This is a genomic window from Pseudohaliea rubra DSM 19751 (genome assembly GCF_000764025.1).
GTDB classification, from domain to species: Bacteria; Pseudomonadota; Gammaproteobacteria; order Pseudomonadales; family Halieaceae; genus Pseudohaliea; species Pseudohaliea rubra.
The window spans coordinates 1-25,186 of the sequence record NZ_KN234774.1 but is presented as its reverse complement, the minus strand read 5'-3'; the positions used below and the strand labels follow the sequence as shown (position 1 = coordinate 25,186).

The following is a 25,186-nucleotide window of genomic DNA, read 5'->3' as shown; positions in this document are numbered from 1 at the left end:
GATGAGCGGGGCGGAGGGCGCGCCGGCGGCGCCGGGACTCCTGCGCTCCAGCGCCGTAGTCGGCGTCATGACCATGCTGTCGCGGGTGCTGGGCCTGGTCCGGGACATTGTGCTCGCTGCCTTCATCGGCGCCAACGCCAACGCCGACGCTTTCTTTGTCGCCTTCAAGATTCCCAATTTCCTGCGCCGGCTCTTTGCCGAGGGCGCCTTCTCCCAGGCCTTTGTGCCGGTGCTCAGCGAGTACCGGGAACGGGGCGGCGAGGCGGCGGTGCGCGAGCTGCTCGACCGGGTGGCCGGCGTGCTCGGCGGCACGCTGCTGCTGCTCACCAGTCTGACCGTGCTGGCCGCGCCGCTTGTGGCCGGCCTGTTTGCGCCGGGCTTCCTCGACCAGCCGGCCAAGTTCGCCCTGACCGCGGACCTCATCCGCGTCACCTTTCCCTACCTGCTGCTGATCTCCCTCACGGGGCTCTGCGGCGCCGTACTCAACAGCTATGGCCGCTTCGCCGTGCCGGCGGTGACGCCGGTGTTCCTCAACCTGTCGCTGATCGGCGCTGCCACCGTTGCCGCGCCCGGCTTCGCCGAACCGGCCTTTGCGCTCGCCTGGGGCGTGTTTACCGCGGGCGTTGTGCAGCTTCTCTTTCAGCTGCCGTTCCTGAAGCGCCTCGAGCTCCTGCCCCGGCCGCGCTGGGACACGACCCACCCGGGGGTGCGGCAGATCCTCAGGCTCATGGTGCCGGCGCTCTTCGGCGTTTCCGTGAGCCAGGTGAACCTCCTGCTGGACACGGTGCTGGCGTCTTTCCTGCCCACGGGCAGCGTGTCCTGGCTCTACTACTCCGACCGGCTGGCGGAGCTGCCCCTGGGGGTCTTCGGTATTGCCATCGCCACGGTGATCCTGCCCAGCCTCTCCGCGGATCGCGCCGCGGACCGGGCCGAGCGCTTTACACATACGCTGGACTGGGCGGTGCGCACGGTGCTGCTGGTGGCTGTGCCGGCGACGGTGGCGCTGCTGGTCCTGGCCGAGCCCATCCTCGTCACCCTGTTCCAGTACGGCGAGCTCGGGCCCCGGGATGTGGCCATGGCCAGCTACAGCCTGCGTGCCTATGCCCTTGGCATCTGCGCCTTCATGCTTATCAAGGTGCTCGCGCCCGGTTTCTATGCGCGCCAGGACATGGTGACGCCGGTGCGCATCGGGATCCGCGCCATGGTGGCGAATATGGTGCTGAATGTCCTCTTCGTCGTGCCGCTCATGGTCTATCTGGACCTCGGCCACGTGGGCCTGGCGCTGGCGACCAGTGTGGCCGCCTACCTGAATGCGGTGCTGCTCTGGCGGGGCCTGCGCCGGGAGAACGTCTACCGCTTCGACCCCGCCTGGCGGGTGTTTCTGCCGCGGCTGCTCGGGGCGACGGCCGCCATGCTGCTGCTGGTGCTCTGGCTGAGCCCCCCGGTGGACGCCTGGGCCGGCTGGGGCTGGCAGCGGCGGGCACTGGAGCTGGCGCAGCTCGTTGTCGCCGGTGGTGGCGCCTACCTCGCGGTGCTCCGCCTGGCCGGCGTCCGCCTCCGCGACCTGCGCAGCCCGCCCTAGCGTGCCTTTGCAGGGCTGTGCTGGCGGAAGGTCGCGGGCGCCGTGACCCGCCGGGGCCCATTCGCTATACTGCAGGGCTTGTTTCAGGACGGTCCCCGGCTACCCCATGGAGCTCATCCGAGGCCTGCATAACCTGCAGCCCCGCCACCGCGGCTGCGTCGCGACCATCGGCGCCTTCGACGGTGTACACCGGGGTCACCAGGCTGTGCTGGGCCGGGTGCTCCGCGAGGCCCGGGCCCTCGGGCTGCCGGCGGTGGTCATCGTCTTCGAGCCGCTGCCGCGGGAGTACCTGCACCCGGAGGAAGCGCCAGCCCGGCTCATGGATTTCCGCGAGAAGTTCCGGGCGCTGGCTGCCCTTGGTATCGACCGGCTGCTGCGCATCAGCTTCGATGAGAGCGTGCGCAGCATGACTGCCGCGGCCTTCGTGGAGCGGATCTTTGTTGACGGTCTCGGCGTCCGTCGCCTGGTGCTCGGCGACGACTTCCGCTTCGGCCGCTCCCGCGAGGGGGATTACGACTTCCTCAAGGCCGAGGGCGAGCGCTTCGGCTTCGATACGCTGTCCACCGCGACGCTCGCTCTGGATGGCGGCCGGGTCAGTTCCACCCGGGTCCGCGAAGCGCTGGCGGAGGGCGACCTGGAGCTGGCGGCCGAGCTTCTCGACCGGCCCTATGCGATCACCGGCCGGGTGGTGCAGGGGCGGCAGCTTGGCCGTACGCTGGGCGCGCCCACGGCGAACGTCGCCCTCAACCGGCTGAAGGCGCCGCTGTCGGGGGTGTTCGCGGTGCGGGTGAATGGCGGCGGCCTGTTCGAGGCTGCGGGCGTGGCCAATATCGGTACCCGGCCCACCGTGAACGACGGCAGCCGGGCCAACCTGGAGGTGCACCTCCTCGAGGGCGAGCCACAGCTTTACGGCGAGCGCATCGATGTGCAGTTCCTGCACCGGCTGCGGCCGGAACAGAAATTCGACTCCCTGGATGCGCTTCGCGAAGCCATTCACGGGGATTTTGCGGCAGCCAGGGCCTGGTTTGCCGCCCGGACCATGGATCGCTACGACGCATGACTGACTACAAGGCCACCCTCAACCTGCCACAGACAGCCTTCCCCATGAAGGCGAGCCTGGCCCAGCGTGAGCCCGAACGGCTGAAGCAATGGCAGGCGATGGATCTTTACGGCCGCATTCGCGCCGCCGCTGCCGGCAAGCCTAAATTCATCCTCCACGACGGCCCGCCCTACGCCAACGGCGAGCTGCACGTGGGCCACGCGGTGAACAAGATCCTCAAGGACATGATTGTGAAGTCCCGCAGCCTGGCGGGCTTCGACGCGCCCTATGTGCCCGGCTGGGATTGCCATGGCCTGCCCATCGAGCTCAACGTCGAGAAAAAGGTCGGCAAGCCCGGGCACAAGGTGAGCGCCGCGGAGTTCCGCGAGCGCTGCCGGGCCTATGCCCGCCAGCAGATCGACGGTCAGCGCGCCGACTTTGTACGTATGGGCGTCATCGGCGACTGGGACAATCCCTACCTGACCATGGACTTCGCCTTCGAGGCGGACATCATCCGCACCCTGGGCCTGCTGATCGACAACGGCCACCTGCACAAGGGCTTCAAGCCCGTCCACTGGTGCCTCGATTGCGGCTCCGCGCTCGCCGAGGCGGAGGTGGAGTACGAGGACAAGACCTCGCCGGCGATCGACGTGGCCTACGCGGCCGTCGACAGCGCGGCCCTTGCCGCCGCTTGCGGCGCGGAGGGGGCAGGCAACATCGCCGTGGCTATCTGGACGACCACGCCCTGGACGCTCCCGGCGAGCATGGCCGTGAGCCTGCACCCGGAGCTTGACTACGTGCTGCTGGACGCCGGCGATCGGCAGCTGCTGGTCGCGGCGGAGCTGGCCGAGGCCTGTGCCGCGCGCTTCGGACTCGATGAGGTGCGCCAGCTCGGCCGCTGCAAAGGTGCGGCGCTCGATCGGCAGCGTCTGCACCACCCCTTCCTCGAGCGTGAGGTGCTGGTGGTGCTCGGTGACCACGTGACCACAGACGCCGGCACCGGCGCTGTGCACACGGCGCCCGCCCATGGCGCAGACGACTTCACCGTGGGTCAGCGTTATGGCATTGAGGTCTCTAACCCCGTGGGCAGCAACGGTGTCTATCTCGAGGGCACACCGCACTTTGCCGGCCAGCATGTGTTCAAGGCCAACAGTGCTATTGTCGAGCTGCTCGCCGAGCGCGGTGCGCTGCTCCACCACGAAGCCTACCGGCACAGTTACCCGCACTGCTGGCGGCACAAGACGCCCATTATCTTCCGGGCCACGCCGCAGTGGTTTATCGGCATGCGCCAGCATGGTCTTCTCGCCGCTGCAAAAGAGGCCGTGGCCGGCGTGCAGTGGGTGCCCGAGTGGGGCCGGGCCCGCATCGACGGCATGCTCGAGGACCGGCCGGACTGGTGTATCTCCCGCCAGCGCACCTGGGGCGTGCCCATCGCGTTGTTCGTGCACCGGGACAGCGGCGAGCTCCACCCGGAGACGCCCCGGCTCATCGAGGCAGTGGCCGCCCGGGTGGCCGAGCGCGGTATCGAGGCCTGGTTCGAGCTCGAACCCGCCGATCTCCTCGGCGATGAGGCCGACACCTATGAGAAAGTGACCGACACCCTCGATGTCTGGTTTGACTCCGGCGTGACCCACGCCTGCGTGCTCCGCCGCCGTGAGGCCCTGGCCTGGCCGGCGGACATCTACCTCGAAGGCTCGGACCAGCACCGCGGCTGGTTCCAGTCGTCGCTGCTCACCGCCGTGGGGGCCTACGGTGCCGCACCCTACCGCACCGTGCTCACGCATGGCTTCACCGTCGACGGTGACGGCCACAAGATGTCCAAGTCCCGGGGCAACATCCTGCCGGCGAAAAAGGCCATGAACGATCTCGGCGCTGATGTGCTGCGGCTGTGGGTTGCAGCGGCCGACTATCGCGGCGAGCTCACCGTGAGCGACGAGGTCTTCAAGCGCACTGCCGATGCCTATCGGCGCATCCGCAATACCGCGCGCTTCCTTCTCGGCAACCTGGCCGGCTTCGACCCGGCGACCCACGCGCTCCCGGCCGAACAGCTGCTGCCTCTGGACCGCTGGGCCCTCGACCGCGCGGCCCGGCTGCAGGCGGAGATCATCGAGGCCTATGACGGCTACCAGTTCCACACGATCTACCACAAGCTGCACAACTTCTGCGCCGTGGATATGGGCGGCTTCTACCTCGATATCATCAAGGACCGGCAGTACACGACCCGGGCGGATTCCGCCGCCCGCCGCTCCGCACAGACGGCCATGTATCACCTTGTCGATGCCCTGGCGCGCTGGATCGCGCCGATCACCAGCTTCACCGCCGAGGAAATCTGGGAGAACCTCCCGGGCGATCGGGCCGAGTCGGTTTTCCTCGTAGAGTGGGCCCATGCGCTGCCGACCCTCGCGGAGGACACTCCCATGGGCCGGGACTACTGGGACCGGGTGCAGACCGTGCGTGATGCGGTAAACCGCGAGATGGAAGCGCGCCGCACCGCCGGCGACCTCCGCGGCTCCCTTGATGCGGCGGTCACCCTCTACTGCGACGGTACCGTGGCGGCAGACCTCTCGGCCCTGGGCGATGAACTGCGCTTCGTGCTGATTACCTCCAGCGCTGCCGTCGCACCGCTGGCTGACGCACCGGCGGAGGCCGCCCAGACGGAGCTGGCCGGGCTCCGGGTGCGGGTGGTGCCCTCGCCGGACGAGAAGTGCGAGCGCTGCTGGCACCGGCGGCCGGACGTGGGCACGGTGGCGGCGCACCCGACCCTCTGCGGCCGCTGCGTGGAGAATGTCGACGGTGCCGGGGAGCGGCGTCACTTTGCCTGAGCGTCGCCTGGCGCTGGCGGGTTATGCCCTTGCGCTACTGGTGCTGCTCCTGGACCAGGGCAGCAAGGCCTGGGCCTCGTCCGTTCTTGACTATGCGCGGCCGGTGCCGGTGCTGCCGTTCTTCAATTTGACGCTGCACCACAACCCCGGCGCGGCCTTCAGCTTCTTGTCGGATGCCGGGGGCTGGCAGCGCTGGTTTTTCACCGGGCTCGCGCTGGTGGTCAGTGCGGCACTCGCCGTCTGGCTCCGGAGCCTGTCGCGGACCGAGCGGGTGCTGGCCCTGGGCCTGTCGCTGGTCCTCGGCGGCGCCCTCGGCAATCTGGTGGACCGCTTGCAGCACGGCTACGTAGTGGACTTTATATCCCTGCACTATGCCGGGCACTATTTTCCGACGTTCAATATCGCCGACTCGGCGATCACCGTCGGCGCCGCGCTGCTCGTCCTCGACAGCCTGCGCGGCAGCCGTGGCGATGGAGCACAAGCATGATGAATGACGATCCTCTGGCGGTGGGCGAGGGCACCTGTGTCCACCTGAATTTCGCCCTGCGCCTCGACGATGGCGAGGAGGTCGACTCCAACTTCGACCGCGACCCGGTGAGCTTCACCGTGGGTGACGGCAGTCTTCTGCCGGGCTTCGAGCGGCGCCTTTTCGGCCTCAGCCCCGGCGAGCGCCGTGAGTTCACGGTGCCCCCGGAGGATGCCTTCGGCCAGCACAACCCGCAGAACGTGCAGCGCGTCGATCGGGACCAGTTCGAAGAGGGCATGGAGCTGGAGAAGGGCCTGGTCTGCTCCTTTGCCGACGCCGCCGGGGGCGAGCTGCCGGGGGTGATCGTTGCCTTCGACGATGCCGAGGTGACCGTGGACTTCAATCACCCGCTGGCGGGGCGTACACTCGTGTTTGACGTGCAGATACACCGGGTAGAACCGGCGGAGTTGCATTGATGGATATCCAGCTCGCCAACCCGCGCGGCTTCTGTGCCGGCGTGGATCGGGCCATCGACATCGTCGAGCGCGCCCTCGAGGTCTTCGGGGCACCGATCTACGTGCGCCACGAGGTTGTGCACAACAAGTTCGTGGTTGATGACCTGCGCGACCGCGGTGCCGTTTTTGTGGAAGAACTCACGGAGGTGCCGGATGACGCCATCGTGATCTTCAGTGCCCACGGCGTCTCCCAGGCCGTGCGCAAGGAGGCGGACGGGCGCGGCCTCAAGGTGTTTGATGCCACCTGCCCGCTGGTGACCAAGGTCCACCTGGAGGTGTCGCGCTACAGCGCCGAGGGCCGCGAATGCGTGCTCATCGGCCATGCCGGCCACCCGGAGGTCGAGGGCACCATGGGCCAGTACGACCGCAGCCAGGGCGGCGACATCTACCTGGTGGAAGACGAGGCCCAGGTCGCCCGCCTTGCGGTGCGCAACCCGGAGCACCTGGCCTTTGTCACCCAGACCACGCTGTCCATGGACGATACGGCGAGGGTCATCGACGCCCTGCGCGAACGCTTCCCGGCGATCCAGGGGCCGCGCAAGGACGACATTTGCTACGCCACCCAGAATCGCCAGGATGCGGTCAAGCAGCTCGCCGCGGGCTGCGACCTGCTGCTGGTAGTCGGCTCCCCGAACAGCTCCAACTCCAACCGCCTGCGGGAGCTCGGCGAGCGCATGGGCGCCAGCGCCTACCTCGTCGACGGCGCCGATGATATCGATCCGGCCTGGCTGGCCGGCAAGGCGCACATCGGCGTCACCGCCGGCGCCTCGGCGCCGGAGGTGCTTGTGCAGGCGGTTATTGACCGCCTGCGCGAACTCGGCGCGGGCAGCGTCCGTGAGGTTGATGGCCGGCCTGAGAATGTGACCTTCAGTATGCCGAAGGAGCTGCGGTTGGCGGAGGTCGAGTAGACGCCAGCTTTTGGGTGGATTGGCCCAAAATGACCGTTCGTCATGATAATAGACCGCTTGTCGGTACTTTGAAGCGCTGGATGGTTCCCTGCCCCTAGCCTAGGGGCATGGACAAGTCTCCAGCGCACTGCTGCCCGCCCGCCTGCCGCAAACCCCGGGGTTTCACCCTTATCGAGGTGATGGTGGTCCTGGTGGTGCTTGCGGTGCTTCTTGCCGTCGGAGCGCCTTCCTTCACGACCCTTATCCGCGACAACCGACTGGTGTCGTCGGTCTACGATCTTCGTGGCGCACTGGGCACGGCACGCTCCGAAGCGCTCGCCCAGCGCGCCTTTGTTACCGTCTGCCCGAGCAACGATGGCGCCAGCTGCAGCGGGAGCTGGACCGATGGCTACATTGCCTTTGTCGACTTCGATGGCGACGGCACGATCGATACCGGCGGCACAGGCCCTGACGACAACCTGGTGCTCGCTAACGTCAGCGGCTTCGACGCTATCGCCATCACCCTGGCTGCCACCGACGCCTCGGGTCGGCTGCGTTTCGATCCGCAGGGCACCGCCCTCAACAACAATGGCACCTTCACCTTTTGTGACGAACGTGGTGTCAGCGAGGCTCGCGCGCTTTTCCTCAGCAACGCCGGCTCGGCGCGCAGCCTGGAGGACAGCAATGACGACGGCATTGTGAACCTGCCGGCGGCAGAGGGGGGCGGGAATGTCAGCTGTCCCTGACAGCCGCCGTTCTGCCGGTGGCTTTACGCTCTTTGAGGTGTTGATCGCTTTTTTTGTGATCAGCATCGGCCTCGTCGGGGTGGTCAGTCTCCAGGCCATGTCCAAGGCGTCGCAGCATCAGGCCGTGCAGCGCAGTCGTGCGGTGATGCTGGCAGACCAGATGCTCGAGATGATCCGCGGTAACCCCCGGGGGGTCGCGCGCTATAACATCGGCGCCAATGCGGTGGGTGGCGGCAGTATCGCGGATGAGCCGTCTCCCGACTGTTTTACCACAGCCTGTGACCCGAACGAGATGGCAGCCCATGACCTCTGGTCCTGGGAGCGGACCCTGGACGGCGCCGGCGTGATCGCAGCCGACGGCGGTGCCACCGGTGCGGGGCTTATTCAGCCGAGGGGTTGCATTGTTTTTACGCCGGATGCGGCAAACGGCAAGGCCCGCACCGGTACCGTCGACGTGTTGATCCAGTGGCGCGGGCTGCAGGAGACCACCGATGCAATCAGCGGCGGCTTTGTCTGCGGTAGTGACTTTGCCAATGCCGCTACGGGGTTCCGCAGGCAGGTGGTCCTCAGCACCTATGTAGTGGACGAGCGGGAATTATGAAGAGGCTAGCCGCCAGTCGTAGTGCAGCGGGCTTTTCGCTCATTGAGTTCATGGTGGCTATTCTCCTTGGCTCGATCCTCATTACCGGCGCCGTCGGTGTGTATCTCGGCTCCAAGCGCTCTTACACGGAAGTGGAGCAGGTGGCCGCGCTCGCCGAGAACGCCCGCTTCAGTCTGTCTGTTCTGGAGGAGTCGCTGCGGCACGTCGGTTTCTTCGGTTCCGCTGGCCCCGGCAACATGCTGCCTGACGGAGATCTCGGCGCGGTAACGGGAGACTGTAGCGGCGGTGCGGAGGCTTACGATGTCGCCAACTTCTTTTTCGGTGTGCAGGCAACCGGCGCGGCGCTGCTCGGATGCATCGATGATGCGGTGCCGGACACCGATGTGCTTGTTATCAAGCACCTGGCGCCATCCCCCGTCTATGATGCGGATCCGGCTGACCCGACGGCAGCCCGCGATGGTGTGATGAGTTTCCCGGGCGGTCTTTCGGCGACGGAGACCTACGCTATCGTCAATGCAGAGACCGGGCTTATCTTTGATGGTGCGGACACCGCGCCATCGGTGAGCGAGGGCGAGGTCTATGCCAACGGCATTGCCTACCCCTATCGCCTGAACATCTATTACGTTCGCGCCAGTGGCAGCGTGCCGACGCTCGCGCGCAAGGTGCTGCAATGGGATGGCACCGCCGGCGCCATGACCATCGCCACCCAGGACCTTGTCGAGGGTGTTGAAAACCTGCAGTTCCTCTTCGGTCAGGATAACGACCTCGACGGTGAGCCCGATGTTTTTGTGAACGACGCTGCCGTCACCGACTGGGGTCGCGTGCTCGCCGTGCGCGCATTCCTGCTGGTTCAGAGCGCGACCGAGGACGCAAATTATACGGACGACCGCACCTACCAGGTCGGAGACCAGAGCATCACCCCCGGCGGCAACCGGCGCCGCCTGATGACCAGTACAGAAATCACCTTGAGGAATCCACGACTGATGTTGCGAGGCAGCGCATGAGAACCATGGCCACCGTCAACGAACAGCGCGGCGTCGCGCTGGTGGTATCGCTACTGTTTCTGCTGGTGGTCACGCTCATCAGTGTAGTGGCGGCCACCAACAGCTCCCGCTCCTTCAAGATGGCCGCGAATATGCAGGATAGGGCGACTTCCTTTCAGGCCGCAGAGGCTGGTGCCTATGCAGCGCTTGGGCTGGTGGACACGGCCCATGACCCCTACCGGCGTGTGAATGAACTGGATCCTTTCGTCGGCATTGCCACGAACGTACATCCACTGCGGAACCTGCCCGACCCCAACGCGGTGAATGTCGACGTCTTCGTGGTTGCCCTGGACCGGCCCTGCCCGCGCTCGGTGGCTATGCAGGGCGGGAGCAGTTTCGGCGTCTATGACTGTGAATATTATCGGGTTGAGTCGGCGCACCGCAGCGAGGGGCGATCCCGGACCCAGGTGCAGCTCGGGGTTGTGAAAACCATCATTGGCAGTGCTGGCGCGTAGCGCCGGTCCATAGCAGAACACGGCGCGTCTACCGGCTGGCGCGCCCGGGGGGAGCAGGCATGAAGGATACCTGGATCAACAGCGTCGCTGTGCTTGTGCTGCTGGCTACGCAGCTGGCCCTGCCAACGGTACGGGCGGATGATACCGAGATCTACCAGGCCGAAGTGGTGTCGTCCGCCTCCGCGCGGCCCAAGGTTCTGATCGTGTTTGATGATTCGGGCAGTATGTCCTTTGAAGTCGATCAGCAGCGGCCACCCTATGACCCGGATGCCAGCTATGAAAATGACGAGTTCGGCGCAGGGCGTATCTATTGGTCCACCAACGGCTCGGTGCCCCGGCCGGGGAGTGACCGATGGTTCTTTGATACCCAGAACCGCTGTGCCTCTTCCTACAGTCCCCTGGCGAGTAACGGTGCCTTTCAGGCCACCGCGGCGCGCCGCTGGATTGACTCGTCTGAGATCGATGGCGACTGTGCCTACGTTTGTCCTGCTAAGCTCCAGCTCCGATCTTCCTGGTTTTTCGGTCCAGCCTGTTACCGGGGCTGGCGGTATGTCCAGGCTGCAGATTACCAGTGCGAAGACAGCACATCAGTCCCTGGAACCTGGCAGGCCCTGGAAGAAGACCTTCACAACCCGCCCCACGTCGATTGCCGTAACGATGTCGACACCGGCACCCCGGGGAATGGCAGCATCGCCAACGGTTATCCACAGAACAATGTCACCACGGGCAGTGAGTACGGGCCGACACCGGATGCCTCCAATTCCCTCTGGGGTAACCAACCCTATGGTTTCTATACCTCGCACTACCTCAACTGGTACTACGACGATGCCCTCGTCGAACCGCGGCCGCGCCTCGCCATCGCCCAGGACGTTGTTTCGCAGTTGATCCGCACCAATCCCGGTATCGACTTCGGACTCATGGAGTTCAACTTTGATGAGGGCGGCCGGGTCGTGCAGCGAATCATCGACAACATGGGCGAGGAGGACCGGGACAACCTGATTGACCTGGTGAACCGGATCGATCATGGCGGAAGCACACCAATGTGTGAGTCGATGTATGAGGCTTTCCGATACATCAACGGCGATGCTGTGCTCTACGGGAACCAAAGGAGAGTGGGCGGAGACTCTATTGGTCGCTGGGATGATTTGCCGAAAGATTCACTGGCAGAGAGTAATGGCGTCTATCGGTCGCCGACAACAGACTGCGCCTACACCTATGTCATCCTTATGACCGATGGGGAGCCGCAGCGTGATACGGGGGCCAACAACCGCATCAAGACCCTGACGGGCAAGTCCTGTGGGCGTTATCTGGACGCGGATGACAACATGACCGAGAACTGTCTGCCGCAGCTTGCGGAGTACATGGCCAACACGGATCTTGATAGCGACAGCAGCAATGGCAACCAGTATGCCATCACCTATACGATCGGCTTCACGACCAATCAGCCGCTGCTGTCCGATGCAGCGGAGCTCGGCAAGGGTGAGTACTACACGGCCAACAGTGCGCAGGAGCTGACCGAGGCTTTTCAGGGCGCGATCTACAGTATCCTGTCTACGGATACTACGTTTACTTCGCCAGCGGTTGCCGTTGATACCTTCACCCGCACGCAAAGTCGGGACGAGGTGTTCTATGCCATGTTCCGGCCAACGGAACGGGTTAACTGGCCCGGCAACATCAAGAAGCTGAAGCTGGTCGAGGATGAGGACGGCGCGGTGCTGGTCGATGCCGGCGGCAACCCGGCGATCGATGCCAGCACGGGTGCGATCAAGGACTCCGCGACCACGTTCTGGAGCAGCGGTCAGGACGGCGGTAACGTGGAAAAGGGGGGAGCCGGCGGCCGCCTGCTGCTGCGCAATCCCGCAAGCCGTACAGTCTACACGGATACGGGTACCAACCGGGCGCTCGAGTCCTTCGACGTGGATAACTTCGAGCCTGCTGACTTCGGTGTTGCCACCGAGGCGGCGCTCTGGGCCCTTTTCGGCTCCAGCACGAGGCAGGGTTATGAACAGCAGGTGGCCTGGGCCCGGGGCTTCGATGCCTATGACGGTGATGGCGACGGCGTGACCTCTGAGCCGCGGGACTGGATTCTCGGCGACATCCTGCACAGCCAGCCGCTGGTGGTGAACTACGGCGGAAACGACAACAACCCGGATCTACGCTTGCTGGTAGGTACCAATGCGGGCTTTGTGCACATGTTCGGTGCCAGTGACGGCGACGAGGACTGGGCCTTTACACCCAGAGCCCTGGTGGACCTTCATCGGCAGCGGCGGCAGAACCGGCTCAACTCGGATAATGGCTACGGTATGGATCTGACGCCCGCTGTTGTCCGCCTCGATGTTGACCAGGACGGTACCATCGAACCGGAGGATGGCGACCGGGTCTACCTCTACCTCGGTATGCGTCGCGGCGGCCGCTCCTTCTATGCGCTGGATATCAGCAACCCTGACAGCCCCGCGTTCCTGTGGTCTATCGACCCCTCACTCAGCGGGTTCGCCGAGCTGGGGCAAAGCTGGTCTGTGCCGGTAGCCGCGCGCGTACCCGGCTACAAGGACAGTAGCGGCAAGCACAAGCCGGTGCTGATCTTTGGCGCGGGCTATGACGACCGCAAGGACGCCGGCGGCGTCGCTACCGGCGACACCATGGGCCGCGGTTTGTTCGTCGTCGATGCGGCCACCGGCGCCCTGGTCTGGAGCGTGACGCCCAATGCCAGCAGCGCTATCAACATGCAGGAAACGGGGCTTCTCCACGCTGTGGCAGCAGAGGTCACGCCAGTGGATGGCAATGGTGACGGTATCACCGATCGCGTCTACTTCGGGGATACGGGCGGCAATGTCTGGCGCGTCGATATGCCCGGAGATAGCCTTCCGGACAGCTCACAGAGTGACTGGTTCATCGTCAAGATGGCAGCGTTGAACGGCCGTGATGTGGCTTCGGATCGGCGTATTCATAACGGCATTGATGTCGTGCGCACCCGGTTCAACGGGGTCGCCGTGGATGCCTTGATCTTTGCAACCGGTGATCGTACCAACCCGAACGCCACGGATGTCCAGAACCGCCTCTACATGCTTCGTGATGAAGCGGTCTCTAGCTACACGGCACCCCGCCCTTCGGCGACCGATTGTGTTGGTGAGGATTTTGAAGGTGATTTTCGCTGTCTGCTGCCGATCAGCGATTCGCAGCTTGTCGATATTACCGACAACGCCCTCGCCGGCGAAGACGACGCGACCGTGGTCACGACCCTGGCCAGCGAGCGTGGCTGGCGTCTCGACTTCCAGGGTAGTGGCGAGAAGGGCCTTGCGAAGACGGTCACCCTCGGTGGAAAGATCTTCGCCACGACGTTTACGCCCAATGATCTGCTTAGCGATATTAATATCTGTGAGCCTTTGTCGGGTTCCGGCAGGCTCTATGTGATCAATCTGTTCGATGGTGATCGCACCCTCCTCAACCTCGCGCCGGTGATTCCGGATACACCCTCGGTGTACTTCGGTTCCGACGGCGGGATACGACTGCTGCTGCCCCCGGGGACGCCCCCGCAGGCCGCGGGCGACGGTATCGATTGCAGCGGCGGGGTGTGCGAAATCGGCCAGCTGTTCCGGCAGCCCTACGGCAACTACTGGATGCAGGAGGCATTCTGATGGCCGCGAGAGTGTCGCTAGGCTTTACGCTTATGGAGGTCATGATCGTCGTCGTGATCGTGGGCATCCTTGCTGCCATCGCGCTGCCGTCCTACCAGGATACGGTGCGCAAAGGGCGCCGCAGTGACGCGATCTCGATTTTGCTCGATGTCGCCAATCGGCAGGAACAGCATATGCTTGACCGGTCCACCTACACCGGGGACATGACGGCTCTCGGCTACGGTGCAGACCCTGCCGTGTCCGAAGAGGGCCACTACACGGTTGATGCGGCCGCCTGTGCTGCGGGCACGATTGCCACGTGCTATCTGCTGACCGCGACGCCGGCCGCCGGTTCGCCGCAGGCAGGCGACGGTGGTTGCACGACTTTCACTCTGGATTCCTTTGGTCGCCGTGCCGCCACCGGCGCGCAGGCCGACCAGTGCTGGTGAGCCTATGGAGCATGCGATGAAAAAGATGCCAGTTGTCCTCGGTGCCTTGCTGATGGCCGTTGCGGTCCAGGCAGGGGCGCAACCCCCGCTGCCACAGGGGCTCTTTGCCTGCCACGTGCTGACGGCCGACGGACGGGATGGCCTGGTGTTTGTACAGGCAGACAGCCTGGAGCGGGCGGCGGTGGTGGCCGTCGGGAGTGCTGCGTTTTCTACAGGCTCTCAGCGTGCGGCGACTGCCACTGTGATCGAATGTGTTCCACGCCGGGAGGCGACATTCGAGAGCGATGCCGCGAACGCCATGCTTGAGGGCCTCGTTCTCTAGTCTCGGCCGGCCGCTCTTCTGCCAAAGCCGATCAGCCGCTCGGCGCAGCTGCCATGCTGAGCTAGCCTTGTCTCCGTCACGGATGACGGAGGGCTCTCATGCGCGGCTTCACGCTTCTCGACCTGCTGCTGGTGACGGGCCTCCTGGCCACATTTCTTGCCGTCGGCCTGCCGGGCCTGCACAGCCTTCAGGGCAAGGTCGTCGCGACCGTTGAACAGCAGCGCCTTCTGTCCCTGCTGCGTCTGGCGCGGGCGTCGGCCAGTGCCGGGCAGCGGCAGACGGTGCTCTGTCCCCTGGCGGGCGGGCGGTCGCAGCCCGCCTGTGGCGACGACGCGGCTGACGGCTGGCTATTGTTTGCCGACAGCAACGGCGACCGGCGCTACCTCCCCGGCGACGACGAACTGCTGCGGGTGGAGCGCCTCCCGGGCGGGCCTGGGCTCCGGGTGCTGAATCGCCGCGGCGACGCCTTTGCCTCGGTGCTCGCTTTCCGGCCCGACGGCTCGGTGCTAACGCCGGCCACGGCGCGCTTCTGCGCCGAGGCGTCGCCGCACACGCTCCGGGTCGTCATCAGTATGACTGGCCGCATTCGCACGGCGCGGGAGGCGGGGGCATGCGCAGCGTGAGCCGGCGCTGGTCACGACCTTCCGGCTTTGCGCTGGCGGAGGTCCTCGTGGCCCTGCTCGTGTTCTCCATCGCCATTGCCGGCGGTCTGCGGGCACAGCTCGGGGCACTGTCCGGCACACGCGATACGCTGCTGCACTTGCGGGCGTCCCGGTTGCTGCAGGATCTGGTGCAGCGCGAGGGTGTCGCGGCTCTGGCTACCCTGGCGCCCGGGTCCCTGGCCCTTGCCGATGCGGCCCGCGCGGCGGGTGCGCTGCAGCCGCCGGGGACCTGGGCGTCGCAGCTCGAGGGCACCCTGGCAGGGGCGGCGCTCTGCGTTGATCGCGAGGACGGGCTCCTCGAGGTCACCATCGCCTGGCCTTCAGCGCACGCTCCCGGCCCTGTTGCCTGTGGCAAGGACGGGCCGCGAGTGGCGGCGTATGTGGTAGCGCCATGATGCCGCGGCGCAGCACCGGTGGTATGACGCTCATCGCTTTCATGGTGGCCCTCGCTCTCGGCGCGATGCTCCTGTTGCTGGCAGCGGAACTGCTGCTGGCCAGCCGGCGGTCGCTCCTGTGGCAGGCGGCCGTGACGCAGCTCGAGCGAGCGGGCGAGCGCGGGCTGTCGCTCATTGCGGCGGAGCTGCGCATGGCCGGGTTTCGCGGTGGCGTGCGCGATTCCACCCTGCCGCCGGACGCGCCTGGCTGTGGTGCAAACGATGGCTGGGCGCTGGCGCCGGAGCCGGCAATCGCCTTTGCCGATGGTGCTGCCCCGGAGCCCTTCCTGCTCAGCGACGGCTCCGTTCCGGGCTGTCTGCCGCGCCGCTATTTGTACCCCGGGTCAGATCTGCTCGCCCTGAAGCGCGTCGCGACGCTTCCGAGCGGAGCCGGTGGTCGGGCCCTCCGTGCCACGCAGTGGTACCTCCTTGCCGATCCGCTGGGGCGTGGCACCTTCGCCTACCTGGGGGCTGCGGCGGAGCCTGGGCATTTCCCGCCCGGTAGCGGGCAGGCGCGGGAATGGCGTGCGGGGATCTTCTACGTACGCAATTACTCCATCGAGCCCGGCGACGGCGTGCCTACTCTCTGCCTGGAGCGGCTGCAGGGTGCCGCGATGCGCTCCGAGTGCCTGGTCGAGGGTGTGGAGCGCTTTCATGTCGAGTTTCATGGCGACAGTGACGGTGACGGTCGTGCGGACACGGTCCTGACGGCGCCCGCCACCGGGGAGCTGCAGGCCGCCACGGGTGCCACTATCTATCTGCAGCTGCGCACCCTGACGGCGCTGGGGGCCCGGGGGGAGGGCAGGGTCCTTGACCTTGGCCGTGAGCGCGTCGTCGTTCCGCCTGACGACCCGTTTATGCACCGTGTCTTTGTGCGTACGGTACCCCTGAAAAACCTGGCCGGGGGTGGTGCGTGAGGGGGCGCGGGCCAGGCAGGCGCGCCGCCGGGCTGGCCCTGCCGATGGTGCTCATCTTTGCACTGGTCATCGCAATGCTGGTGGGCGCGGCCCTGCAGAGCAGTGCCCTGGAGGCGCGCAGCGCAGCCTGGCGCTGGGAGGCCGTCCGTGCGCGCAATTTTGCGGAGACGGCGCTGGAGCTGCTGCTCCGCCGTACGGCGCAGCGCTGGACGGAAGGCGGTGAGTATTGCCCCCGTGACCAGTACTGTGCGGCGGACTTTCCCGTGCTTGCATCCTTGCTGGAGGAGGTACCGGACCCCTGGCGAGTGTCGGTCTCGCTCACCCCGCCGTCGGTGCTGCCGACCTTGCGCGATCCTGCCCGGGAAGCGTCCAGTGCCCGGGCCTATCGGCGGATACAGCTTGAGGCACGGGTGCGTATCGATGGCCCTGCCCCGGTCTCGCTGGCAGCAGGTCTTGCGCTGTCCTCCCCTGCCGCGGAGCACAGTACGCCATGACAGGGCCGGTGAAGGAGGCGTGCGGAAGGGGAGCGCTGCTGGGCATCCTGCTGTTTTCCCCGTTCGCAGCCTGGGGACAGGAAGGCGGCATGCCCCCATGCGCCGCCGGCGAACTGGTGGCCTCCCTGGCGCCCGGCGGCGTGCCGGACTATCCACCCTTCGAAGTTGTTCCTGCCGGGAGGCCAGTGCGTGCCACCGTGGCGAACGACGGAGGGCGTCTCGACCTGTTTCTGTACCCGGCGGAGCCGACCGCTGATGCCGCCGACCGCGGCCGCCTCATCGCCGCTGATGCCAACTCGGGCGCGGTGCGCTGGGATTCATCCCGCGCTGCGGGCGCGGCACGGCCGGCATCCCTTGAACATGCCCCGGCCCTGCTCGTGAACAACAGGGGGGTGGCCTACCGCGCCTACTTCGGCGATGGCGCCGGGGGCATCTGGCGGCTGGACCTGCCGCCCGGGCCCACGACGGGCTGGAGCCTTGACCGCCTTGCCAGCCTCGAGGGGCTTGCGAGCGGCGTCGGCGCGGTCGCTTTCCCGGTCGCGCCCGATCTGTTCCTTGGCGTCGACGGTACCGGGCGGCCCTTTGATGGACTGGTCCTGTCGGCGCTGATCGACGAGGAGGACGGGCGGCGCATCGACCTCCTGCTGCTGCGGGACTACGCGCTGGACGAGGGCCAGCCCGAAAAAACGCTGGCCGCGGAAGACCTCGTCGCCGTGCGAGCCTGCGATACCGTCACCTGCCCGCCGGCCTCTGGTCCGGGCTGGTACCTTGCCGCCGCTGCGCCGGGCGACGCGCTGGCCGTGGCGCCATTGATCGATGGCGGGCGCATTTTCCTTGCCACCCACACGCGACTCTCCCTGTCTTGCGAGGATGCGACCGCGGAGCGCTTCGTAGTGGTGGTTGACCTGGAGCGCGGAGAGCCTGTGCTTGAGGGCGACCAGGCGGGTGGTTTTGCGCTCGGGCGACAGAGGCTGGAGGGACCGCGCCCGGTGCAGGGTGCGATTCATAGCCCCGGCCTTCGCGAAGCCCTGGAACGTCGGGGTCTGGGAGAGGAACGGCTGGTGGCCGAGGGTTTGATCCTGCGTCGCCGCTACTGGCTCGATCTGCTCCTCGACGCGGACTGAGCTCGGGTGCTACTGCTGGTCCAGCCCCAGTTTCTTCAGGCGATAGCGCAGGCTGCGGAAGGAGATGCCGAGGGCGCCGGCGGCCTCGGTGCGGTTCCAGTGGTGGCGCTCGAGGGCGGCGGCGAGTACCTCGCGTTCGATATCCTCGAGGTAGCCGGTGAGGTCGCCGGCAGCCGCCTCCAGGCGACTGCTGTCCTCCCGGCGCCGGTTGTGCAGCCCGCCGCCGGGGCTTGTCGGCGAGGCCCCGAGACGCAGATCCGTCGCGTGGATGCAGTCGCCTTCGGCAAGGGCCAGGGCTCGCTCGAGGATGTTTTCCAGCTCGCGCACGTTCCCGGGGAAATCGTGCGCGGCCAGGGCGGCGAGGGCGTCATCGGCCAGCGCCGGCGCCACAAGGCCGCTGCTCTCGGCGATACGCGCCAGTAGCGTTCGGGCAAGCAGCGGCAGGTCTGCGCTGCGCTCACGCAGGGCCGGCACGTGGAGGTCGATGACGTTGATACGGAAATAAAGGTCCTCCCGGAAGCGCCCGGCACCAACTTCGGCAGCGAGATGCTTGTGTGTGGCGCTGAGCAGCCGCACGTCCGTGGCTATTTCCTCCCCGGCGCCGACGGGGCGGATAGTCTTCTCCTGGATGGCGCGCAGGAGCTTTACCTGCATGTGCAGCGGCAGGTCAGCCACCTCGTCGAGGAAGAGCGTGCCGCCCCGGGCGAGGCCGAAGAGGCCCTGCTTGTCTCGCGTAGCGCCGGTGAAGGCGCCCTTCACGTGGCCGAAAAATTCGCTTTCCATGAGTTCCGTGGGGATCGCCCCGCAGTTCACGGCAACGAAGGGGCGGCCGGCGCGGGGCCCGCGCCCGTGGATCTGCCGGGCGACGACTTCCTTGCCCGTGCCAGACTCCCCGTGGATATGCACCGGAGCCTGGCTCCTGGCCAGCTTGTCGACCTGCTGCCGCAGGGTGCGGATAGCCGCCGTGTCGCCGATGATGCCGCCGTCGCCACCGGCCTCATCCTCCGGTGGCGCCTGCAGAGCCTGCTCCACCAGGCGGCGGAGCCCTTCGAGGTCCACGGGTTTGCTGATGAAGTCGAAGGCGCCGGCCTTGAGAGCCTCGATGGCTGCGTCGATGCTGCCGTGGGCGGTGATCATGGCGACCGGCAGCCGTGGCTGCGCCTGCTGGATATGGCGGACCAGCTCGATGCCATTGCCGTCCGGGAGGCGCATGTCGGTGAGGCACAGCTGCGGCGGGTCGCCCTCGAGGAGCTGCCGCGCCTCGGTCAGGTTGGCCGCGCTGGTGGTGCGCAGGCCCATGCGCGACAGCGTGATCTCGAGCAACTCGCGGATGTCCGGTTCGTCATCGACGATGAGCACGTTTGGTTCAGTCATTGCCTGTCATGCTTGATCCCTGCGTGATTTATGCATCAACGGCCTGCCGCGCCATGGCAATGCGGAAGCAGGTTTCGCCGGTGTCCATGGGATGATAAACCAGATTGGCGTTGTTCAGCTCGCAGAGCTCCCGGCAGAGGTACAGGCCCATGCCGCTGCCCCCCGCGCTGCGGCTGAAGAAAGGCTCGAAGAGCCGCGCTTCGTCCTCCGGGTCGATGCCGTGGCCGTCATCGAGAACGTCCACGAGCACCTGTGTACCAGTGGCGTCGGCGTGGGCGTGCAGTCGGCACTCGCGGCGGCCTGTTTTCTCCGCCCCGTGACGCAGGGCGTTGTCGATGAGATTATTCAGCACACGGCCGAGGTTTTCCGGGTCGAATTCCACCTGCAGCTCCGGTGCGGCATCCAGGGCGATCCGGCAGGGGGAGTCGCAGGCGGCGCGGTAGCGCTCCAGATACCCGGGGAGCCATTCGGGGAGGTTGAGAAGCTCAGGGCGCGGTGGCTGCCGCCGGGAGATCTGCAGCACGCTCTCGACAATCTCGTTAACGCGCCGGCTGTTGGCGGTGATGATAGCCAGCAGGCGGCGGTCGTCGGCGTCGGCGCGGGGCGATTCATCGAGCAGTTGGGCAGCGTGGCTGATGGCGCCGAGGGGGTTGCGGATCTCGTGAGCGATGGACGCCGTCAGCCGTCCGAGAGAGCCGAGCTTCAGCGACTGGGCGTGCTGAGCCACCGGGCTGTAGTCCTCGAGAAAAATAAGGGTCTGCGGCTCTGCCTCGCCGCCGTCGAGGCGACGGAAGCGCGGTACCAGCTCGAGGCCTTCCGGGTGGATGCGGAAGGGGCCGTGGGCCTGGGTGCCCGCGCTGCGATAGCCCCGCAGCCGGCGGCACAGTTCCGGGCTGTACTCCTCGAGATCCCGGCCCTGCTCCATGGCCGCGGGTCGGTCCGGCATGAGCATGGCAGAGGCCGCCTGGTTCATGATGCGCACATGCTCTCGAGGGTCCACGAGGAGGATGCCCGCCTGCATGGACTGTACGATCTGCTCATTCAGCCGCTGCAGGGTGTAGAGGTCCGAGGTGCGGGCCTGGGCCAGGGCCTCGGCGCGCCCGAGGCGCGCGGCGATGATCTGTACCAGGGTCGAGACGGCGAACAGCAGGAGACCGAGAAGCCCGGCCGGGAACAGGTCGGCGATACCCAGGTGCTCGAGGGAGATGAGTCGGATCGTGTCCGAAAGCACGCCCAGTACGGCGAGGGCCGCCACCAGCGTCGCCAGCGTGCGATTGCTGATCAGGACGGCGCTCGCCGCCGCGACGATGGCGAGCAGGAGCGGCAGGCCGCTGCCCATACCGCCGCTGGCGTCGGCCAGGATGATGACGATGATGATATCGAAGGTAAAGAGCAGCACCAGAAAGGTATTGCTGCGCTGCCACTGCCGGCGCGCGGAGCCGAGCAGCCCCAGCGATGACAGCAGGAAGAGCAGCGTTGCGCTGAAGTATTGCAGCGGATTCAGCGCGCCCACGAGTTCGCTGGTGGTGGGAATCACCAGCAGGAGCAGGAAGACGACCGCCAGCAGGGCCCGGTAGCCCAGGTAGATGCGGTAGAGCACCCGGTTCTGCGGGGGATTGGTCGGGCTCGGCCGGACGAGGATCGAGGGGCTGCTCACGGTCGCATCCAGGGTTATGGTTGCGCTGCCAGTGTAGCAGCAGCGCAGGCGGTGCCGCGCACTGGCCAGCGGCGGTGCTTTGCCGGAGAATATCCGGCCTTCACCCCCTTGTCTTCGGGAAACGCATGGCAAAGCTTGACATCCTTATGGCCCAGCTCAACACCCGTGTCGGTGATTTTGAGGGCAATGCCGATCGCGTGCTCGCTGTCGCCCGCCGGGCGGTCGGCGAGCGTTCTGCGCCGGTGATCGTATTCCCGGAGTTGACGCTGTCGGGCTACCCGCCGGAGGACCTTCTGCTCCGTCCCAGCCTTGAGGGTCGGGTGCAGCGGACACTTGCGCGGCTCCGCCGGGAGCTGCCTGCCGAGGCTGTGGTGGTGCTCGGCTATCCCCGGCGCCGGGACGGGAACCTCTACAATATGGCGGGGGTGCTCACGGGCGGGGCGCTGGTCGCGGAGTATGCCAAACGGTGCCTGCCGAACTACCAGGTTTTTGACGAAAAGCGCTACTTTTCGGGCGGCGACGCGGCGCAGCTGCTGGAAATCGCCGGGGTCCCCGTTGCCCTCTCGGTCTGCGAGGATATCTGGGACGAGGCGCCGATTCTCGACAGCGCCGCCGCTGGCGCGAAGCTGCTGCTCAATCTGAACGCCTCGCCCTTCCATCGCGGCAAGCAGCGCGAGCGCAGGGAGGTCGTCGGTGCGCGGGCGCGCACGGCGGGGCTGCCGGTGGTCTATGTGAACCAGGTGGGGGGTCAGGACGAACTGGTCTTTGACGGGGGTTCTTTTGCCGTCGACGCCAACGGCGAGGTCATGGCCAGCGCCCCGCACTTCCGCGAGGCCGAATGCTGGGTCAGCGTCGAGGTCGACGACGGCGGCCCGGTGCGCCTCGGCGGCACGCAGGTCGCTCCGCCGGAGGACCTTGCGGCGACCTGGGAGGCACTGGTCCTCGGTGTGCGCGACTACGTCGACAAGAACGGCTTTCCCGGTGTGGTGCTCGGGCTGTCCGGGGGAGTCGATTCGGCGCTGACCCTGGCCGTGGCCGTCGAGGCCCTCGGCGCAGATCGGGTTGAGGCAGTGATGATGCCCTTCCGCTATACCTCGAGCATGAGTGTGGAAGATGCCGCCGAGCAGAGTCGCCTCCTCGGGGTGCGCCACTCGGTCATCTCCATTGAGGGGGCCTACAACGCCTTCATGCAGGCGCTGGCGCCGCACTTCGAGGGGCTCGCGCCGGACACCACCGAGGAAAATCTGCAGGCCCGCTGTCGCGGCGTGCTGCTCATGTCCCTGTCCAACAAAGGCGGGGCCCTGGTGCTCACCACCGGCAACAAGAGCGAGCTCGCCGTGGGCTATTCCACACTCTATGGCGATATGGCCGGTGGCTTCGATGTACTCAAGGATGTGCCGAAGACCCTGGTGTATGCCCTGTGCCGCTACCGCAACAGCCTCGGTCCCTGTATTCCCGAGCGGGTGATCGATCGGCCGCCGTCGGCGGAGCTGGCGCCGGACCAGCGCGACGATGACAGCCTGCCGGCCTACCCGGTACTTGACGACATCCTGGAGCGCTACGTGGAGCAGGACGAGAGCGCCGAGGCGATCATCGCCGCAGGGCTGCCCCGGGAGCAGGTGGAGCGGGTGGTCAGGCTGGTGGACCGCAACGAGTACAAGCGCCGCCAGGCACCCATCGGCGTCCGCATCACGCGGCGGGGTTTCGGCCGCGACCGGCGCTACCCGATTACCTCGGCCTGGCTGCCCGGGGACTGACGCCGAAGCGGTGGGCGGTGGCGGCTAGCCCGCTTGCGGGCGGTAGTTGAACTGCGGCGGCTTGGGCGGATCGAACAGCCCGAAGGACAGCTTGTTGATCCAGGAGCGCTGCTGCCCCTCAAGGGTGAAAGTCGTTCTGAACTCGCCATCCCGGTCGAGGGCCGGGTGTTCCGGGTAGTTGAGGCGCAGCACCTCGATGGTGTCCCGGGCCAGTTCGTCCATGTCCAGGAAGATATAGCCCTGGGCCATCACTGCCAGCCCGTCCGGTACCGCCGGCGTGCGCTGGAAGTTCTCAACCACATAGCGGCCCCGGTTCGCCGCGGCCAGGTAGGCGCCGCGGCGGATGTAGTAGTTGGCGACGTTGATCTCGTGGCGGGCGAGGAGATTGCGCAGATGTACCATGCGCGCCTTGGCATCGGCCGCATAGGGGCTGTCCGGGTAGCGGGACAGGAGCTGGGCGAACTCGGCAAAGGCTTCTTTCGAGCGCGATACGTCGCGCTTGGTCTCGTCCATGGGAATAAAACGCGAGAGGAAGTCCCGCTCCGCGTTGATCGCCGCGAGGCCTTTCAGATAGTAGGCGTAATCGACGCTGGGATGCTGCGGGTGCAGGCGGATGAAGCGATCCGCGGCCTCCACCGCCGCCTCGTACTCGAAGGCGCCGTAGTGGGCGTAGATGATCTCGAGCTGCGCCTGCTCCGCGAACTTGCCGAAGGGGTAGCGGGACTCGAGCGCCTGCAGGCTGCGCACCGCGAGGCTGTAGTTGCGGTTGTTGAGGTAGCGCTGGGCCTGGTCGTAGATCTGCTGCTCGCCGCTGTCGGCGGCGATATCCGGCATGTCGTCGTTGCCGGAGCAGGCAGCGAGCACCGCCGCCAGACACAGGGCCGCGACAGCGCGCAGGACGCGGGCGGGTGCGGAGGTGTGACGGGGAAGGGTCACGGCTGCGTGGTACCATGCTGCATGCGGGCCGCTATTTAAGCATAGTCGCTGCACCGCTTAAACACCGGTCGGTAGCGGAAGGGAATGGCGGAAGGGAATAGCGCAAGGGACATGCCGGAACGCATTGAACTGTCGGCGACGGTGGGGGAGGACGAGGCCGGAGAGCGCCTCGATCAGGCCGCCGCACGCCTTTTTCCGGACTACTCCCGGGCCCGCCTGCAAAGCTGGATCAAGGCCGGTGAGCTCCGGGTGGCCGGCGAGCAGCGCCGCCCCCGGGATCGGGTGACGGCGGGGGACCGGCTTACGGTCTCTGCCGAGCAGCTCGAGGAGGTGACCTGGGCCGCGCAGCCAATCGACCTCACCATCCTCCATGAGGACGAGCACATCATTGTCATCGACAAGCCGGCGGGCCTGGTCGTGCATCCGGCCGCCGGTCACGGCGACGGTACCCTGGTCAATGCGCTCCTGGCTCACGCGCCGGTCATGGCGACGCTGCCCCGCGGTGGCATTGTGCATCGCCTCGACAAGGACACGTCCGGGCTCCTCGTGGCGGCCAAGACCCTGCCTGCGCACCGCTCCCTGGTGGAGCAGCTGCAGGCCCGCACCATGGGCCGGGAGTACCTCGCGCTCTGTCTCGGGGCCCTAACCGGCGGTGGCACCGTGGATGCGCCGATCGGGCGGCACCCCCGGCAGCGCAAGAAGATGGCCGTGGTCCAGCACGGCGGCAAGCCCGCCGTAACCCACTACCGTATTGCCGAGCGCTTCCGCCACTACACGCTGCTGCGGGTGAAGCTGGAAACCGGCCGCACCCACCAGATCCGGGTTCATCTCGCCCACCGGCATAACCCGCTGGTGGGAGATCCGGTCTACGGTGGGCGCTTGCGCCTGCCGGCGGGGGCAAGCGACGAACTTCTCCTTGCCCTGCGCGCGTTCCGTCGCCAGGCCCTGCACGCCCGGGCTCTCGAGCTGCAGCACCCGGCGAGCGGTGAGTCCATGCTCTTTGAATGCCCCCTGGCTGAGGATTTCGCGGCGCTCCTTGAGGTGCTTCAGCGGGAGGATAGAGCCGGTAGCGCGGTGCGAGGCAGCTAGTGGTCCTGGAGAGGCCGGCCTGGCCGCTGCCACCGGGGGTCACTGCCTTTAGCAGTACCCGCGAGGGCGGCGTCAGCGCAGCCCCTTTCAAGAGCTTCAACCTGGCGCTGCATGTCGGCGATGATCCCGCCGCGGTTGCTGCAAACCGTGCGCTGCTGGGCGAGGCGCTGCCCGCCGGTACCGCGGTGCGCTGGTTGCGGC

The 25,186-nt window shown here is 66.7% G+C and carries 24 protein-coding genes; 21 read left to right on the top strand and 3 right to left on the bottom strand.

All coding sequences use genetic code 11. The features are described 5' to 3' along the window. The first annotated feature begins 1 nt into the window (after window position 1). The 18 genes from murJ to HRUBRA_RS10825 all read left to right on the top strand — a co-directional run bounded on the left by murJ (window position 2) and on the right by HRUBRA_RS10825 (window position 18,172). Window positions 2-1,582, top strand: a complete 1,581-nt coding sequence (murJ, locus tag HRUBRA_RS10910) for a murein biosynthesis integral membrane protein MurJ (RefSeq protein WP_035517088.1) — start codon at window positions 2-4, stop codon at window positions 1,580-1,582. A gap of 106 nt (window positions 1,583-1,688) precedes the next feature. Continuing rightward, window positions 1,689-2,642, top strand: a complete 954-nt coding sequence (gene ribF / locus HRUBRA_RS10905; protein ID WP_035517086.1) for a bifunctional riboflavin kinase/FAD synthetase — start codon at window positions 1,689-1,691, stop codon at window positions 2,640-2,642. After that, complete coding sequence (gene ileS / locus HRUBRA_RS10900; protein WP_035517084.1) at window positions 2,639-5,443, top strand: isoleucine--tRNA ligase; 2,805 nt, start codon at window positions 2,639-2,641, stop codon at window positions 5,441-5,443. The genes ribF and ileS overlap by 4 nt, the downstream gene beginning before the upstream one ends. Further along, complete coding sequence (gene lspA / locus HRUBRA_RS10895; protein WP_236629850.1) at window positions 5,436-5,930, top strand: signal peptidase II; 495 nt, start codon at window positions 5,436-5,438, stop codon at window positions 5,928-5,930. The genes ileS and lspA overlap by 8 nt, the downstream gene beginning before the upstream one ends. Continuing rightward, on the top strand, window positions 5,930-6,385 hold the full coding sequence (locus HRUBRA_RS10890; RefSeq protein ID WP_035517122.1) for an FKBP-type peptidyl-prolyl cis-trans isomerase: 456 nt from the start codon (window positions 5,930-5,932) through the stop codon (window positions 6,383-6,385). Before lspA ends, HRUBRA_RS10890 begins: the two co-directional genes overlap by 1 nt. Further along, the gene (gene ispH, locus HRUBRA_RS10885) at window positions 6,385-7,332 is read left to right on the top strand and encodes a 4-hydroxy-3-methylbut-2-enyl diphosphate reductase (RefSeq protein WP_035517083.1); all 948 of its coding nucleotides are present in this window, start codon (window positions 6,385-6,387) and stop codon (window positions 7,330-7,332) included. Before HRUBRA_RS10890 ends, ispH begins: the two co-directional genes overlap by 1 nt. A 107-nt stretch (window positions 7,333-7,439) precedes the next feature. Beyond that, complete coding sequence (locus HRUBRA_RS10880) at window positions 7,440-8,057, top strand: GspH/FimT family pseudopilin (protein WP_052094719.1); 618 nt, start codon at window positions 7,440-7,442, stop codon at window positions 8,055-8,057. Continuing rightward, window positions 8,041-8,658, top strand: coding sequence for a type IV pilus modification protein PilV (gene pilV, locus HRUBRA_RS10875; RefSeq protein ID WP_035517081.1), 618 nt, complete (start codon window positions 8,041-8,043; stop codon window positions 8,656-8,658). Before HRUBRA_RS10880 ends, pilV begins: the two co-directional genes overlap by 17 nt. Then, the gene (locus tag HRUBRA_RS10870; protein ID WP_084592608.1) at window positions 8,655-9,662 is read left to right on the top strand and encodes a PilW family protein; all 1,008 of its coding nucleotides are present in this window, start codon (window positions 8,655-8,657) and stop codon (window positions 9,660-9,662) included. Before pilV ends, HRUBRA_RS10870 begins: the two co-directional genes overlap by 4 nt. Then, the gene (locus HRUBRA_RS14750) at window positions 9,659-10,156 is read left to right on the top strand and encodes a PilX N-terminal domain-containing pilus assembly protein (RefSeq protein ID WP_084592607.1); all 498 of its coding nucleotides are present in this window, start codon (window positions 9,659-9,661) and stop codon (window positions 10,154-10,156) included. The genes HRUBRA_RS10870 and HRUBRA_RS14750 overlap by 4 nt, the downstream gene beginning before the upstream one ends. Before the next feature lie 59 nt (window positions 10,157-10,215). Further along, entirely contained in the window at window positions 10,216-13,791 is a 3,576-nt protein-coding gene (locus HRUBRA_RS10860; RefSeq protein WP_035517076.1) for a pilus assembly protein, read from the top strand. Between the two features lie 41 nt (window positions 13,792-13,832). Further along, window positions 13,833-14,219, top strand: a complete 387-nt coding sequence (locus tag HRUBRA_RS10855; protein ID WP_456107049.1) for a type IV pilin protein — start codon at window positions 13,833-13,835, stop codon at window positions 14,217-14,219. Window positions 14,220-14,235: 16 nt separating this feature from the next. Beyond that, window positions 14,236-14,541 carry a hypothetical protein gene (locus HRUBRA_RS10850; protein ID WP_035517074.1) on the top strand — a complete coding sequence of 102 codons (306 nt, stop codon included), beginning with the start codon at window positions 14,236-14,238 and terminating at the stop codon, window positions 14,539-14,541. 98 nt (window positions 14,542-14,639) lie between these two features. Continuing rightward, entirely contained in the window at window positions 14,640-15,164 is a 525-nt protein-coding gene (locus HRUBRA_RS10845; protein ID WP_035517073.1) for a GspH/FimT family protein, read from the top strand. After that, complete coding sequence (locus HRUBRA_RS10840; RefSeq protein ID WP_035517071.1) at window positions 15,152-15,598, top strand: prepilin-type N-terminal cleavage/methylation domain-containing protein; 447 nt, start codon at window positions 15,152-15,154, stop codon at window positions 15,596-15,598. Before HRUBRA_RS10845 ends, HRUBRA_RS10840 begins: the two co-directional genes overlap by 13 nt. Next, window positions 15,595-16,554 (top strand): PilW family protein, encoded by a 960-nt coding sequence (locus tag HRUBRA_RS10835; RefSeq protein ID WP_035517069.1) that lies wholly within the window; start codon window positions 15,595-15,597, stop codon window positions 16,552-16,554. Before HRUBRA_RS10840 ends, HRUBRA_RS10835 begins: the two co-directional genes overlap by 4 nt. Continuing rightward, complete coding sequence (locus HRUBRA_RS10830; RefSeq protein ID WP_144244458.1) at window positions 16,551-17,048, top strand: hypothetical protein; 498 nt, start codon at window positions 16,551-16,553, stop codon at window positions 17,046-17,048. The genes HRUBRA_RS10835 and HRUBRA_RS10830 overlap by 4 nt, the downstream gene beginning before the upstream one ends. An 89-nt stretch (window positions 17,049-17,137) precedes the next feature. Continuing rightward, a complete protein-coding gene (locus HRUBRA_RS10825) occupies window positions 17,138-18,172 on the top strand; it encodes a pilus assembly protein (RefSeq protein WP_035517066.1) in 1,035 nt (344 codons plus the stop codon). Between the two features lie 9 nt (window positions 18,173-18,181). On the opposite strand, the gene HRUBRA_RS10820 is transcribed toward HRUBRA_RS10825, so the two are convergent. Together HRUBRA_RS10820 and HRUBRA_RS10815 are read right to left on the bottom strand one after the other, a co-directional pair. Next, window positions 18,182-19,546, bottom strand: coding sequence for a sigma-54-dependent transcriptional regulator (locus HRUBRA_RS10820; protein WP_035517064.1), 1,365 nt, complete (start codon window positions 19,544-19,546; stop codon window positions 18,182-18,184). A gap of 28 nt (window positions 19,547-19,574) precedes the next feature. After that, window positions 19,575-21,203: a sensor histidine kinase gene (locus tag HRUBRA_RS10815; protein WP_035517063.1), complete on the bottom strand. Its 1,629-nt coding sequence runs from the start codon at window positions 21,201-21,203 to the stop codon at window positions 19,575-19,577. A 125-nt stretch (window positions 21,204-21,328) separates the two neighbouring features. Between HRUBRA_RS10815 and HRUBRA_RS10810 the strand changes: the two genes are divergently transcribed. After that, window positions 21,329-22,960 carry an NAD+ synthase gene (locus HRUBRA_RS10810; protein ID WP_035517061.1) on the top strand — a complete coding sequence of 544 codons (1,632 nt, stop codon included), beginning with the start codon at window positions 21,329-21,331 and terminating at the stop codon, window positions 22,958-22,960. A gap of 24 nt (window positions 22,961-22,984) precedes the next feature. Here the strand turns inward: HRUBRA_RS10810 and HRUBRA_RS10805 are convergent, their stop codons facing one another. Then, entirely contained in the window at window positions 22,985-23,896 is a 912-nt protein-coding gene (locus HRUBRA_RS10805; protein ID WP_084592606.1) for an outer membrane protein assembly factor BamD, read from the bottom strand. 111 nt (window positions 23,897-24,007) lie between these two features. Here HRUBRA_RS10805 and rluD point away from each other — a divergent pair, with 111 nt between their 5' ends. Together rluD and HRUBRA_RS10795 are read left to right on the top strand one after the other, a co-directional pair. Next, entirely contained in the window at window positions 24,008-24,985 is a 978-nt protein-coding gene (gene rluD, locus HRUBRA_RS10800; protein ID WP_035517059.1) for a 23S rRNA pseudouridine(1911/1915/1917) synthase RluD, read from the top strand. Then, window positions 24,985-25,186, top strand: a 202-nt coding sequence (locus HRUBRA_RS10795) for a laccase domain-containing protein (RefSeq protein ID WP_035517057.1), incomplete at its 3' end; no start/stop codon positions are given. The genes rluD and HRUBRA_RS10795, both read left to right, overlap by 1 nt.